12 protein-coding genes are annotated in these 14,341 nt (G+C 68.4%); 7 read left to right on the forward strand and 5 right to left on the reverse strand.

The window, feature by feature from the left end; all coding sequences use genetic code 11:
• Positions 1 to 63: 63 nt before the first annotated feature.
• Entirely contained in the window at positions 64 to 1,368 is a 1,305-nt protein-coding gene (locus tag V8201_RS09675; protein ID WP_037536301.1) for an outer membrane protein assembly factor BamD, read from the reverse strand.
• 160 nt (positions 1,369 to 1,528) lie between these two features.
• On the opposite strand from V8201_RS09675, the gene yaaA reads away from it, so the two are divergent.
• The 6 genes from yaaA (at position 1,529) to V8201_RS09705 (ending at position 7,306) form a co-directional block, all read left to right on the forward strand.
• Positions 1,529 to 2,269, forward strand: a complete 741-nt coding sequence (gene yaaA / locus V8201_RS09680) for a peroxide stress protein YaaA (protein WP_037536300.1) — start codon at positions 1,529 to 1,531, stop codon at positions 2,267 to 2,269.
• The gene (locus V8201_RS09685; protein WP_336545148.1) at positions 2,266 to 2,955 is read left to right on the forward strand and encodes an SDR family oxidoreductase; all 690 of its coding nucleotides are present in this window, start codon (positions 2,266 to 2,268) and stop codon (positions 2,953 to 2,955) included. Before yaaA ends, V8201_RS09685 begins: the two co-directional genes overlap by 4 nt.
• A 125-nt stretch (positions 2,956 to 3,080) precedes the next feature.
• Positions 3,081 to 3,371, forward strand: a complete 291-nt coding sequence (locus V8201_RS09690) for a hypothetical protein (RefSeq protein WP_336545149.1) — start codon at positions 3,081 to 3,083, stop codon at positions 3,369 to 3,371.
• 105 nt (positions 3,372 to 3,476) lie between these two features.
• Positions 3,477 to 6,290: a DNA gyrase subunit A gene (gene gyrA, locus V8201_RS09695; protein WP_037536295.1), complete on the forward strand. Its 2,814-nt coding sequence runs from the start codon at positions 3,477 to 3,479 to the stop codon at positions 6,288 to 6,290.
• Positions 6,287 to 6,640: a DUF952 domain-containing protein gene (locus tag V8201_RS09700; protein WP_336545150.1), complete on the forward strand. Its 354-nt coding sequence runs from the start codon at positions 6,287 to 6,289 to the stop codon at positions 6,638 to 6,640. Before gyrA ends, V8201_RS09700 begins: the two co-directional genes overlap by 4 nt.
• Positions 6,641 to 6,736: 96 nt before the next feature.
• Positions 6,737 to 7,306 carry a hypothetical protein gene (locus V8201_RS09705; RefSeq protein ID WP_037536291.1) on the forward strand — a complete coding sequence of 190 codons (570 nt, stop codon included), beginning with the start codon at positions 6,737 to 6,739 and terminating at the stop codon, positions 7,304 to 7,306.
• 37 nt (positions 7,307 to 7,343) lie between these two features.
• On the opposite strand, the gene alaS is transcribed toward V8201_RS09705, so the two are convergent.
• Genes alaS through V8201_RS09720 form a run of 3 tightly spaced genes read right to left on the reverse strand, consistent with a single transcriptional unit; the run spans position 7,344 to position 11,985 of the window.
• Entirely contained in the window at positions 7,344 to 10,001 is a 2,658-nt protein-coding gene (alaS, locus tag V8201_RS09710) for an alanine--tRNA ligase (RefSeq protein WP_336545151.1), read from the reverse strand.
• Between the two features lie 59 nt (positions 10,002 to 10,060).
• Positions 10,061 to 10,729 carry a phytanoyl-CoA dioxygenase family protein gene (locus tag V8201_RS09715; protein ID WP_336545152.1) on the reverse strand — a complete coding sequence of 223 codons (669 nt, stop codon included), beginning with the start codon at positions 10,727 to 10,729 and terminating at the stop codon, positions 10,061 to 10,063.
• Positions 10,729 to 11,985: a M24 family metallopeptidase gene (locus V8201_RS09720; RefSeq protein WP_336545153.1), complete on the reverse strand. Its 1,257-nt coding sequence runs from the start codon at positions 11,983 to 11,985 to the stop codon at positions 10,729 to 10,731. Before V8201_RS09720 ends, V8201_RS09715 begins: the two co-directional genes overlap by 1 nt.
• Positions 11,986 to 12,060: 75 nt before the next feature.
• Here V8201_RS09720 and V8201_RS09725 point away from each other — a divergent pair, with 75 nt between their 5' ends.
• Positions 12,061 to 13,374, forward strand: a complete 1,314-nt coding sequence (locus V8201_RS09725; protein WP_336545154.1) for a dicarboxylate/amino acid:cation symporter — start codon at positions 12,061 to 12,063, stop codon at positions 13,372 to 13,374.
• A gap of 259 nt (positions 13,375 to 13,633) precedes the next feature.
• Here the strand turns inward: V8201_RS09725 and V8201_RS09730 are convergent, their stop codons facing one another.
• Entirely contained in the window at positions 13,634 to 14,269 is a 636-nt protein-coding gene (locus V8201_RS09730; RefSeq protein ID WP_271300877.1) for a glutathione S-transferase family protein, read from the reverse strand.
• Positions 14,270 to 14,341 lie beyond the last annotated feature (72 nt).

Genomic DNA, 14,341 nt, shown 5'->3' on the forward strand with positions numbered 1-14,341 from the left:
CCTTTGACGCAAAAAGGGCGGCCCGTCTCCGGACCGCCCCCTTGTGCATCACCGGTGAGGCGATCAGGCCGCCGGAGCGGGCGTCGCGCCGACCTGAGTATAGGTGTTCCACAGCGCGGCGATGCCGGCGCGCGGATTCCCCGTCACCGCACCGAAGGCCGCCTGCGCGCCGGCCTTGTCGCCCGACTTGGCGAGCGCGATGCCGAGGCGGGTGTTGACCTCATTGGCATCGACACCGCCCTTGCTCAGCGCGGCGCGATACAATTCGATCGCCTTGGCATAGTTGTTCTGGCCGAGATAGGCGTCGGCAGTCGAGGCCGCGATCTTGCCGTCCTTCGATGCCAGCGCGGTCTTCTCGCTGCCGGCGAGCGACCCGTCCGCCTTGATCGCGGTGTTCGACGCGGTCAGCAGGCTCTTCGAGAAAGCGCTGGTCGCGGGGATCTTGCCCGCCGCCATGCCTTCCTTGAGCACCGCCGCCGCTTCATACGGATTGCCCTTATCGTAGACGTTCTTGGCGTAATCCTCGTACATCGCCTGATCGGGCATCGAGCCGGTGGCGCGAAGCAGGCGATACAGATCGACCGTCTGCGACTTGTCCGGCGCGGCGAGGCTGTTCTGCGCGAAGGCGAATTGCAGGATCACGTCGCGCCACACCTTGGCGTTCGGATAAGCGGCGACGTACTTCTGCATCCAGGCGAGCGTTTCCGGCGCCATCTTCTTGTTGTTCGCGGTGGCGATGCCGAAACGGTAATAGGCCTCCGGCACAGTCTGCCCCGCCGCCTTCTGCGCGGTAATGTAGCGATCGAGATCGGCGAGACCACCGGCGGTATCGCCCGCCTGCACCTTCACCTTGGCGAGCTGCAGGTCGAAGTCGGGCGAATTGTAGCCGGCGGCCTTCGCCTGTGTGAAATATTGCGTCGCGACCGGATATTGGTTGCTGTTGTAGGCGAGCTGGCCACGGCGGAACAAATATTTGCCGCGATCGGCGGCGGGCGTGTTCTTGGCGGCGATCAGTGCGTCGAGCGGCTTGGCGAGTCCGGTCTCGTCGAGCGGTGCCTTCGGATTGGCCTCCTGCGCGATGACGAGCTTGGTGTTCTCGAGATCGTAGCGCAGCGCGGCGGCGATATATTTGTCATCGTCGGTGGTGGCGGCGGCCTCGACCTGCGCGACCAGCGGCTCGGCGGTGGCGACATTGCGCGACTTCACCGCTTCCTGTGCCTGAAAGGCGATCGCCTGCACCGGCTTGCTGAGCTTGAAGCCAGGCGTCGCCGGCTCTTCCTTCTTGGCGATCGCGGGGGCGACGAACGCCAATCCGCTCACGCCGGTGGCCAGCACCGCGGCCAGCGCAAGCTTCGAAAGGGTCTTCATGCTAACCTACTCTCCAGATAGTGAGGCATCGCTGCCGCTAACGTCTGCGCGGCTGTAACGGTCCGTCGCAAGCCGTTCAAGCAGATGCCGTGCGGTGTCTGCCCCGGCGGCACTGAACGGCGATTGAACGGCGGCGGCGGGGCCGCTACCGCGACCGGCGATGATCGCCCTGCTCTCCCCCGCCAAGACGCTCGACTATGAGTCGCCCCTCCCCGCCCTCACCCCGACCCGGCCGCGCTTCGCCGCCGAGGCGGAGACGCTGGCGGCCGCGGCGGCGCATCTGACGCAGAAGAAGCTTGCCGAACTGATGCATATCTCGCCGGCGCTCGCCAAGCTCAACGCCGACCGCTTCCGCGACTTCCCCGACGCGCCAGAGCGGCCGGCGATCTTCGCCTTCGACGGCGACGTCTATACCGGGTTCGACGTCAAGACCCTGCCCGAGGAAGCGCTCCCCTTCGCGCAGGATCATCTGCGGCTGCTCTCCGGCCTCTATGGCATGCTGCGCCCGCTCGATCTGATGCGGCCGTACCGGCTGGAGATGGGCACGCGCTGGGCGCCGCGGAAGACCAAGCTGACCGACTGGTGGGGCGACCGGATCGCCAAGGCGCTCGCCGCCGATCTCGCCGAAGAGGGCGAGGGCGTCGTCCTCAACCTCGCCAGCCAGGAATATTGGGCGGGCGTCGGCGGCCATCTGCCCGCCGGCATCCGCGTCGTAGCCATCGACTTCCGCGACGGCGACCGCTTCGTCAGCTTCCACGCCAAGAAGGCGCGCGGGATGATGGCGCGCTGGATGGTCGAGCATCGCATCACCCGGATCGACGACATGCGCGGCTTCGACAGCGACGGCTACGTCTTCGACGCGGCGGCGAGCGGCGACGATGTCTGGCGGTTCGCGCGATGAGCGCGGCGGTGGTGATCGGCGCGTCGGGCGGGATCGGCGCGGCGCTGCATGCGGCGCTGGTCGACGAGGCGAGCTATGCGCCGGTCCATGCGCTGTCGCGATCGGGCGAGGCGCCGATCGACATCACCGACGAGGCGAGCGTCGCCGCCGCCGCGGCGCGCATCGCCGCCGGCCCACCGCCGTCGCTAGTCATCCTCGCCACCGGCCTGCTCCACGACGCCCGCCACGGGCCGGAGAAGAGCTATCGCGACTTCGATCCGGCGTGGCTGGAGACGGTGCTGCGCGTCAACGCGATCGGCCCTGCCCTGGTCGCCAAGCATCTGCTGCCGCTGATGCCCAAACAGGGGCGGACGGTCTTTGCGGTGCTGTCGGCGCGGATCGGCAGCATCTCCGACAATCGGCTGGGCGGCTGGTACGGCTATCGCATGGCCAAGGCGGCGCTCAACCAGCTGGTGCGGACGCTGAGCGTCGAGGAGCGGCGGCGCAACGATCGGGCGATCCTCGTCGGGCTGCATCCCGGTACGGTCGATACCGCTTTGTCCAAGCCGTTCCAGGCGAACGTGCGCCCCGGCACGCTGTTCACCCCCGATCGCGCCGCCTCGCAATTGCTCGACGTGATCGACGGCCTCGGCGTGACCGACAGCGGCAAGCTGTTCGATTTCGAAGGCAAGGAAGTAGCGCCCTGAGCCATGCCGCCGCGGCGCGGAGATGACAGAATCGTCATCGTCCGGCCATTGGCACGTCAGCGCATCGCGCGCATCGTCCTCATCAAGGCGACGCGATCCCGCGTCGGCCGGTGGGAGATGATGTCATGACCAAATCCTTGCCCGTTGCCATCCTGACGGCGGCCGCGCTCTTCTGTGGCTCCGCCGCCTTCGCGACCGGCGCGCAGACCGCGACCAGCGCCAAGACGACGATGACCAGCCGCACCACCACGACCAAGACCCCCGCGGCGCGTCCGACCACGATGACGAAGACGACGACGCGCACCACCGCCGGGACCAAGGGCCGGATGGTGACCACCAAGACCAGCACCGGCAAGACGGTGACCTATGATTGCAGCAAGGCGGGCAACGCCACCAAGGCCGCCTGCAAGAAGTAACACAAAGGCTCTATCGTCACGCGCGCGCGTGTGCGCGCGTGACTTTCGGTCGCGAGGTGCCTACAAGATCGGCACACCCGTGTAACAATCCGAAAGCGTATAGCCTTGGCCGACGAGACCAGCCTCGCCGAACCCTCCGATATTGCGACGATCTCCATCGTCGACGAGATGAAGTCGAGCTACCTCGACTATGCGATGAGCGTCATCGTGGCGCGCGCGCTGCCCGACGTCCGCGACGGCCTCAAGCCGGTGCATCGCCGCATCCTCTTCTCGGCGCAGGAAAACGGCTTCCTGTTCAATCGCCCCTATCGCAAGTCGGCGCGCATCGTCGGTGACGTGATCGGTAAATATCACCCGCACGGCGACACCGCGATCTACGACGCTTTGGCGCGGATGACGCAGGACTGGTCGATGCGGCTGCCGCTGATCGACGGTCAGGGCAATTTCGGCTCGATGGATCCCGATCCGCCCGCCGCGATGCGCTACACCGAGGCGCGCCTTGCCCGCGCGGCCAATTACCTGATGGAGGATCTCGACAAGGATACCGTCGACTTCCAGCCCAATTACGACGCCAGCGAGCGCGAGCCGCAGGTGCTGCCGGCACGCTTCCCCAACCTGCTGGTCAACGGCGCCGGCGGCATCGCGGTCGGCATGGCGACCAACATCCCGCCGCACAATCTCGGCGAAGTGGTCGACGCCTGCCTCGCCTATATCGACCGGTCGGTGAGCGGCGGCGAGCCGATCACCATCGAGGAGCTGATGGAGATCGTTCCCGGACCGGACTTCCCGACCGGCGCGATCATCCTCGGCCGCGCCGGCGCGCGTTCGGCCTACAATACCGGCCGCGGCTCGATCATCGTGCGTTCGCGCCACAAGATCGAGACGGCGCGCGGCGACCGCACCTCGATCGTGCTCACCGAAATCCCCTTCCAGCAGGGCAAGAACGCGCTGGTCGAGAAGATCGCCGAGGCCGCCAAGGACAAGCGCATCGAGGGCGTCAGCGACATCCGCGACGAATCGAACCGCGAGGGCGTGCGGATCGTCATCGACCTCAAGCGCGACGCGACGCCGGAGGTGGTGCTTAACCAGCTGTGGCGGCATACGCCGGCGCAGGGCTCCTTCCCCGCCAACATGCTCGCGATCCGCGGCGGCCGGCCGGAGACGCTCAACCTCCGCGACATCATCCAGGCCTTCGTCCAGTTCCGCGAACAGGTCATCACCCGACGCTCGAAGTTCGAGCTCAACAAGGCGCGCGACCGCGCCCATATCCTGCTCGGTCTGGTGATCGCGGTCACCAATCTCGACGAGGTGGTGCGGATCATCCGCGGGTCGTCGAGCCCGGCGGAGGCGCGCGCCGCCCTGCTCGCGCGCGAATGGCCGATCGCCGAGATCGCGCCCTATCTCAGCCTTGTCGAGGCGGTCGAGGGCACGCAGGTCGGTGACGGCTATCGCCTGTCGGACACGCAGGTGCGCGCGATTCTCGACCTGCGCCTGCATCGCCTCACCGCGCTTGGCCGCGACGAGATCGGCGACGAGCTCAAGGGCCTCGCCGATTCGATCGCGGCGCTGCTGGAAATCCTCGGCAACCGCAAGCGGCTGTACGAGGTGATGCGCGAGGAGCTGGTCGACGTCCGCGCCATCTTCGCGACCCCGCGCCGCACCGAGATCGCCGCGGCCGCCGACGGCATCGACGACGAGGATCTGATCGAGCGCGAGGACATGGTCGTCACCGTCACGGTGCAGGGCTATATCAAGCGCACCCCGCTCGACACCTTCCGCGCGCAGAAGCGCGGCGGCAAGGGGCGCGCCGGCATGGCGACCAAGGACGAGGATGCGATCACCTCGCTGTTCGTCACCTCGACGCACACGCCGGTGCTGTTCTTCTCCAATCTCGGCAAGGTCTATCGCCAGAAGGTCTGGCGCCTGCCCGAGGGCGGGCCGGCGACGCGCGGGCGGCCGATGATCAACCTGCTGCCGCTCAGTCCCGGCGAGACGATCTCGACGGTGCTGCCGCTGCCGGAGGACGAGACGCGCTGGGGCGACCTGCACGTCATGTTCGCCACCGCAAACGGCACCGTCCGCCGCAACGCAATGGACGCCTTCGCCAACATCCCGTCGAACGGCAAGTTGGCGATGCGCTTTGACGAAGGCTCGGACGATAAACTGATCGGCGTCGCGGTGCTGACCGAGAGCGACGACGTGCTGCTCGCCACCCGCAACGGCAAAGCGATCCGCTTCGCCGCGACCGACGTGCGCGAATTCCAGAGCCGCACCTCGACCGGCGTGCGCGGCGTCAGCCTCGCCGAGGGCGACGAGGTGATCAGCCTGTCGATCCTGCGCGGCGTGCCCTTCGATACCGACACGCGCGACGCCTATCTCCGTGCCGCGCCGTGGAAGGAAGGCGAGCGCGAGACGACGCTCGACGCCGAGACGATGGCGGCAATGGAGGCGGCGGAGGAGTTCATCCTCACCGTTACCCAGAACGGCTATGGCAAGCGCACCTCGGCGTACGAATATCGCCGCACCAATCGTGGTGGCCAGGGGATCACCAACATCGTCTCCGCGGGCCGCAACGGTCCGGTGGTGGCGAGCTTCCCGGCGCATTCGGGCGAGCAGCTGATGCTCGTCACCGATCAGGCCAAGCTGATCCGCATGTCGGTAGGCGACGTCCGCGTCACCGGGCGCAACACGCAGGGCGTCACGCTGTTCAGCGTCGCCAAGGACGAACATGTCGTCTCCGCCGCGCGCATCGACGAAGAGGAAGAGCCCGAGGACGAGGCGCAGGCGGTGGTCGCCGCCGAACTCGGCCGCGCCCCGGCGCATCCGGCCGAGGACGCGCTGATCGTCGACGACGGCACCGGGCCGCAGACGATGGACGAACAGGTCGACGAGAGCGATGACGAAGGGGACGAGGGATGAGCGAACGGCCGAACATCGCCTATAAGGTGCTGACCGGCGAGCAGATGGCGACGCTGGAACGCGACGGCCGCTTCGACGGTGCGCCGGTCGACCGGGCCGATGGCTATATCCATCTATCGACCGAGGCGCAGCTGACCGAGACGGTCGACAAGCATTTCGCCGGTCAGGACGATCTGCATGTCGTCGCGGTCGATCTCGGCAGCTTCGGCGAGACGTTGCGCTGGGAGGAATCGCGCGGCGGCCAGCTTTTCCCGCATCTCTACGAGCCGCTGCTGCTCGAAACCGCCGTCGCCTTCGGTCCGCTGAGCCGTGCCGAAGACGGGACGATACGATTGCCGACCACCAGTTGATCCCGGTCCGGGCTCCACTTGCCGAGAAAAGCGGGCGGAACCGCATTCGAAACCCCATCGTTACCAAGTCACAACGACGAAGATGGAGAATCTCGAATGCGTACCCTGGCCCTGACGATCGGCAGCCTGATGATGGTGCCCGCCGCGGCTCTGGCACAGCAAGCCCAGCCCGCTCCCGGCGCCGCCGCGACCACTGCCGGTTCCGCGACCGCCTCCGCGCCCACCGTTGGCGCGACCATTTATGACAGCGCCGGCGTGGCGCTCGGCACCGTCGCCAGCATCACGCCGCAGGCGGTGATCCTCAATACCGGCACCGCGCAGGTGCCCGTGCCGCCGGCGTCGATCGGCAAGACCGACAAGGGCTTCGCCATGGCGATGACCAAGGCCGATCTCGACGCCGCGGTCGCCAGCTCGCAGGCGCAGGCGCAGCAGGCGGTGAAGGCGAAGCTGACCCCGGGCACCGCAGTGTCGGGTCTCAACGGCGCCAATCTCGGCACGATCAAGTCGGCCGACGCGCAGTTCGTGACGGTGACCACCGCCAAGGGCGATGTGAAGCTGCCGATCACCGGCTTTACCGCCGATGCGAGCGGCAAGGTCATCGTCGGCATCACCGCCGATCAGCTCGCCGCCGCCACCGCTGGTGCCACCGCCGGCGCGGCCAAGTAATCGGGCCGGGGGAGGTTCGCCTCCCCCGCCCTTTCCGTCAGACGGACGCCGCTATTTCGGTCAGCGCAGCGCGGATCGCTTCGATCGCCTCGGCCGCTTTGCCGCCATCGGGTCCGCCGCCCTGCGCCATGTCGGGCCGGCCACCGCCACCCTGACCGCCGAGCACCGTCACCGCCCGCCGCAGCAGGTCGACCGCGCTGACGCGGCCCACCAGATCCTCGCTCACGCCGACCGCGATCGACGCGCGCCCGTCGTTCACCGCGACCATCACCGCGACACCGGCACCGCCCAGGCGCTGCTTGGCATCGTCGACCGCGCCACGCAGCCCCTTGGCGTCGAAGCCGTCGAGTATCTGACCGAGGAAGGCGACGCCGCCGACTTGCTCCGGCCCAGCCGCGGCTCCGCCGCCACCGCCCATCGCCAGCGCCTTCTTCGCCTCGGCCAGCTCGCGCTCGAGCCGCCGCCGCTCGTCGAGCAACGCCGCGACGCGCGCCGGCACCTCGTCGGGCGTGGTCTTGAGCGCGGTCGCCGCCTCGCGCAGCCGCTCGTCGCGGGCGGTGAGATAGGCACGCGCCGCCTCGCCTGTCAGCGCCTCGACGCGGCGGACGCCGGACGATACCGCGCCCTCGCCGATCACCTTGAACAGGCCGATGTCGCCGAGCGCATTGACGTGGGTGCCGCCGCACAGCTCGACCGAATAGGTCTTGCCGCCATCCTCGCTGCCCATCGACACAACGCGGACCTCGTCGCCATATTTCTCGCCGAACAAGGCCATAGCGCCCTCGGCGATCGCCTCGTCGGGGGTCATCAGCCGCGTCGTCACACTGCCGTTGCCGCGGATCTGCGCGTTGACCGCAGCCTCGGCGTCGGCGAGTTCGGCGGCCGTCATCGCCACCGGATGCGAGACGTCGAACCGCAGCCGCTCGGGCGCGACCAGCGAACCCTTCTGCGCGACATGCGTGCCGAGCCGCTGGCGCAGCGCCTCGTGCAGCAGATGCGTGGCCGAATGATTGGCGCGGATCTGCGCGCGGCGGGCGACGTCGATCTGCAGGCGGACGGCATCGCCGACCGTGATCGCGCCGCTCTCCACCACCGCCTGATGGACGAAGACACGGCCGAGCTGCTTCGACGTCTCGGTCACGCTGGCGCGCAGGCCCGCATCGGTCGAGATCACGCCGGTATCGCCGACCTGCCCGCCGCTCTCGCCATAGAAGGGCGTCTGGTTGACGATGATCGCGACGGTATCACCGGCGGCGGCCTGATCGACGCGCACGCCGTCCTTGACCAAGGCGACCACCTCGCCCTCGCCGACGTCTGCGCTATAGCCGATGAACTCGGTCGAGCCGGTCTCTTCGGCGATGTCGAACCACAGATCGTCCGACGCCTTGGCGCCCGATCCCTTCCACGCCGCGCGCGCCGCGCGCTTCTGTTCGGCCATCGCCGCGTCGAAGCCGGCGCGATCGACAGTCAGGCCGCGCTCGCGCAGCGCGTCCTCGGTCAGGTCGTAGGGGAAGCCGAACGTGTCGTAGAGGCGGAAGGCGGTCTCGCCGGCGAGCGTCGCGCCCGCCGCCATATCGACCGTCGCCTCGTCGAGCAGCTTGAGCCCCTTGTCGAGCGTCTTGCGGAACTGCGTCTCTTCCTGGCGCAGCGTCGCCTCGATCAGCGGCTGGGCGCGGACCAGCTCGGGATAGGCCGCGCCCATCTCGGCGACCAGCGCCGGCACCAGCCGGTGCATCAGCGGCTCCTTCGCGCCGAGCAGGTGCGCGTGGCGCATCGCCCGCCGCATGATCCGGCGCAGCACATAGCCGCGCCCCTCGTTCGCCGGCAGCACGCCGTCCGCGACGAGGAAGCCCGACGAGCGCAGGTGATCGGCGATGACGCGATGCGACGCGCGCCGCGGCCCCTCCGCATCGGTGCCGGTCAGCGAGGTCGAGGCGGCGATCAGCGCCTTGAACGTGTCGGTATCGTAATTGTCGTGGACGCCCTGCAGCACCGCGGCGATCCGCTCGAGTCCCATGCCGGTATCGATCGACTTCTTGGGCAGCTCGCCGACGATCTCATTGGCCTCCTGCTCATATTGCATGAAGACGAGGTTCCAAATCTCGACGAACCGGTCGCCATCCTCGTCCGGGCTGCCGGGAGGGCCGCCGGGGATGTGCGCGCCATGGTCGTAGAAGATCTCCGAACAGGGGCCGCACGGCCCGCTGTCGCCCATCGCCCAGAAATTGTCCTTGGTGGCGATGCGGATGATCCGCTCTTCCGGCAGATACTTGGTCCACAGGCCATGCGCCTCGTCGTCGGTATGATAGACGGTGGCGGTCAGCTTTTCGGCCGGAATGCCCCAGACGCCGGTGAGCAGCGTCCAGGCGTGATGGATCGCCTGTTCCTTGAAGTAATCACCGAAGGAGAAATTGCCCAGCATCTCGAAGAAGGTGTGATGCCGCGCGGTATAGCCGACATTGTCGAGGTCGTTGTGCTTGCCGCCGGCGCGCACCGACTTCTGGCTGCTGGTCGCGGTGACGTAGGGCCGCGTCTCGAGGCCGGTGAAGACGTTCTTGAACGGCACCATGCCGGCGTTGACGAACATCAGCGTCGGATCGTTCTGCGGCACCAGTGGCGCCGAGGGCACGATGGCGTGCCCCGCGCTTGCAAAATAGTCGAGGAAGCCGCGGCGGATGTCGTTGGTCGAGATCATAGGCCAAGCGACTTAGGCGAGAGACGGCCCGCCCTCAAGCGCCGTTCGCCGCCGCCGGATCACAGCGCGTCGGCGGCCCAGCGCAGCCCGCCGGGCAAGTCCGCCGCCGCTATGTCCATCTGGAGCACCCGACGGCGTCGACCGGAGGCGGCGCGGGCGGAGCCGTGCAGGATCGGCGTGGCGTAGAACCATATGTCACCCGCCTCCGCCAGACACACGGCGCTGCCACAGCGTTCCACCACGGCGTCGATCGCCGCTTCCGCGATCACGCCGAGGCGATGCGAGCCCGGCGCGACGTGGAGCGGGCCATTGTCCGGCCCGACCGGATCGAGATGGAGGCGGACGGTCACCATAGCCGCCAGCACGGCGATCGGCGGGGCGACGTGCAGCCGGTCCTGCTTCCTCGTCCACGGGCCGAAACCCGGCACGTCGATCCACTCGGCGACCTTGACGGTACGATCCTGATGCCAGCCGAGCGCCCAATTGGCGCCGTCGCGCTTGTCGAACAGCAGGGCTCGCACCGGGCGCGCCCGCGGCCCGAGCAGATCGATCAGCGTTGGGGCGATCGCGCGATAGGCGGCAAGCGCGGCGCAGCGCGTCGGGTCGATCCGCAGTCCCGGCTGGTCCGGCGGCAGATGCCCGAACAGATCGGCGAGCGCGTCGCATGCCGCCGCATCGAGGCGGCCATCCCATCTGGCATAGCCCCGGTCCGCCAGCCGCGCCCGCATCACAAGGGCGTGTCGATCGCGGCCGGCGGTGTGCTGAACCAGCGCGGGCCGGCAGCGGTCATATGGAAGCAATCCTCGATGCGCACGCCGAACCGGCCGGGAAGGTAGAGGCCCGGCTCGTTCGAGAAGCACATGCCGGCGGCCAGCCGCGTCGTCTCGCCGCGGACCAGATTGACCGGCTCGTGCCCGTCCATGCCGATGCCATGGCCGGTCCGATGCGACAGGCCCGGCAGCGCGTAATCGGGACCATAGCCGAGGCCGGTGTAATAGCGCCGCACCGCATCATCGACGCTGCCCGCGGTGGCGCCGATCCGCGCCGCGTCGAGCGCGACCTGCTGCCCGTGCGCGACCTGATCCCAGACGGTGCGCTGCGCCGTGCTCGCCGTGCCGCGCGGCACCCAGGTGCGCGAGATATCCGATTGATAGCCCTGCACCGTACAGCCGCAGTCCATCAGCAGCAGCGCGCCATCGGCGATGCGATGGACCTCGCGGCTGCCGTGCGGCAGCGCCGCCGCCGGGCCGATCAGCGCCAGCGCGAATTCGGGATCGCCGCCGAGCCTGGTCGTCGCCGCATTCATCAGCGCGCCGATCGCACTGCCGGTCATCCCCGCCTCGATCCGCGGCGCGAGCCAGTGATAAGCGGCGAGCGTCACCTTGGTCGCCGTCTCCATCAGCGCAAGTTCGGCCGGGGTCTTGATCATCCGGCAGCCGCGCACCACCGGATTGGCGCTGACCTGCCTGGCGTCGGGCGCGTAGCGGGCGAGATCGCCCGGGATGAAGACGCGCACCGTCTCCTCGATCCCGATCGGCAACCGGTCGAGCCGCCGCTCCCGCAGCCAGGCGGCGACGACGGCGAGCGCATTGCCGTCCTCCTGCCAGACGCGGACCTCGGCAGGCACGGCGAGCGTCTGGCGGACCGAGGGTTCCTCGAAGAAGGGCGTGACGATCAGCGGCGCGCCCTCGCGCGGCAGGATGGCGAGCGTCGGGCGCTCGCTGCGCCCCCAGCGCACGCCGGTGAAATAGAGCATCGACGAGCCCGGCTCGATCAGCACCGCGCCGAGGCCGTTCGCCGCCATCAGCCCCTGCGCCCGGGCGAGGCGGCGCGCCCGCTCGTCCGCGCCGATCGGCGTCGCGCCCGTGGTGATGTCGCGCAATGCCGACAGATCGGGTTCGGCGGCGCGGAGCAGCCCGGCGGAAAGCAGGGGCACCGTCGCCGCAGCGGCGAGCAGCGCGCGGCGCGAGGGGGTGGCGATCATGATGCCAGCGATACGGCGCTTGACCCGGCGGTCGCAATCCCCTTCCGTGGCCGGCGATATTGGGAGACTTGCTGCATGGCCAAACGGCTGACTGTGTTTATCGTGATCGGCCTGCTGCTTGGCGTCGTCGTCGGGTTGGCGATCAACGGATGGCTCGATGACGGCACGCCCGCCGCCGCGGCGCGGCTGAAGGGCATCGCCGGCTATTTCGCCATCGGCACCACCGTCTTCCTGCGCCTCATCAAGATGATCATCGCGCCGCTGGTGTTCGCGACGCTGGTCAGCGGCATCACCCAGATGGGCGATACCGCGTCGCTCGGCCGGGTCGGTGCCAAGGCGATCGGCTGGTTCGTGTCGGCCAGCCTGATCTCGCTGGGCCTCGGGCTGGTGCTGGTCAATCTGATCCACCCCGGCGTCGGCATCAACCTGCCCTTGCCGCCGGTCGATGCCGATGCGGGGATCGCCACCGCAGCGTTCAGCCTCGACACGTTCATCACCCATATCGTCCCGGCATCGATGGTCGAGGCGATGGCGACCAACGAGATCCTCCAGATCGTCGTCTTCTCGATCTTCGTCGGCATCGCGATCACCGCGGTGGGCGAGCGTGCCGCGCCGCTGACCCGGGCGATCGACGGGCTGGTCGCGGTGATGCTGCGGATCACCGATTACGTCATGCGCGTCGCCCCGGTTGCGGTGTTCTGCGCGGTCGCGGCGACGCTGACCGAGCGCGGTGCCGGGGTGATCGGCCAGCTCGCCTTCTTCATGGGCAGCTTCTACCTCGCCTTGCTGTGCCTGTGGGCGATCCTGCTCGGCCTCGGCTTCCTGTTCATCGGACCGCGCATCCGTGCGCTGATCGGCTATGTGCGCGAGCCATTGCTCGTCGCCTTCACCACCGCCTCGTCGGAAGCCGCCTATCCGCGCATGCTGGAGGCGCTCGACAAGTTCGGGGTGCCGCCGCGGATCGCCAGCTTCGTGCTGCCGCTCGGCTATTCATTCAACCTCGACGGCTCGATGATCTACATGACCTTCGCGTCGCTGTTCATCGCCCAGGCCTATGGCATCGCGCTGCCGCTCGGCACGCAAATCGCGATGCTGCTGTTCCTGATGATCTCGTCCAAGGGGATCGCCGGGGTGCCGCGCGCCAGCCTGGTGGTCATCGCGGCGGTGCTGCCGGTGTTCAAGATCCCGGAGGCGGGATTGCTGCTGATCCTGGCGATCGACCATTTCCTCGACATGGGCCGCACCGCGACCAACGTCATCGGCAATGCCGTCGCCGCATCGGTGGTGGCGAAATGGGAGGGCGGCCTCGACCCGCGCGAGCCGGCGACGATCGACCCGCTGGTCTCGCACGGACCGGCGGCGGAGGCGACGACGCGGTTCCGGGATTGAGCGCTTCGCCGGGGTCCAGCCGCCGGCGGGTAAGGTCACGCGAAGGCATGAAGACGTGATCCAAAAGGAGGTTCACGCGGAGGCGCGGAGGCGCGGAGATTAGGGTTGCCGCGAACGCGGCAGTTTGCCCTGACGGCCGTGACGTACGCGGAAACGACGCTCCTATCGCAACCCTCCGCGCCTCCGCGCCTCCGCGCGAACCAGCTCCAGCCACAGGTTCGCGTCTTCGGGCGCCGCCCTCACCCGCGCATCGCCCCGATCAGGCGTAGGCGTAGCGACCGCCCTTCTCCAACGCCGCCTGATAGGCCGGACGGGCGTGGACCTTGTTCAGCCAGGCGATCGTCGCGGGGCGCGACGCGTCGAGCCCCGCGCGGCTGCGCGCCGCCTCGAGCGGGAAGCTCATCATCACGTCGGCGGCGGTGAGGTCGTCGCCCGCGAACCACGGCCGCTGCGACAGCTCCGCCTCGACATAGTCGAGGTGGACGTCGATCATCGGCTGGATGCGCTTGATCGCCGGCTTGCCCATCAGCGGAATACGGCTGAGCACCAGCTTGAGCAGCAGCGGCGGCATCATCGAGCCTTCGGCATAATGGAGCCAGAAGCGATAGCGCAGCGCCGAATCGCGGTGCGGCGGCGGTCCGAGCCGGCCATCGGCCTTTTCGACGAGATATTCGACGATCGCGCCCGTCTCTGCGACGACGCGGCCGCCGTCGGCGTCGAGATCCTCGATCACCGGCGACTTGCCGAGCGGATGGATGCGCTTGAGCTCGGGGGGCGCGAGCATCGTCCTGGCGTCGCGCTGATAGCGCTTGACCTGATAGTCGAAGCCGAGCTCCTCGAGCATCCACAGGATACGCTGCGACCGGCTGTTTTCGAGATGGTGGACGATGATCATCTGACTTCCCTTCATCGCGGCTCAGGCCGCGCGCACCTCTTGCCAATTCCCGACGGCACGATTTCGTTGCCT

This window comes from Sphingomonas kyungheensis, assembly GCF_037120395.1.
In the GTDB taxonomy this organism is placed as follows: domain Bacteria; phylum Pseudomonadota; class Alphaproteobacteria; order Sphingomonadales; family Sphingomonadaceae; genus Sphingomonas; species Sphingomonas kyungheensis.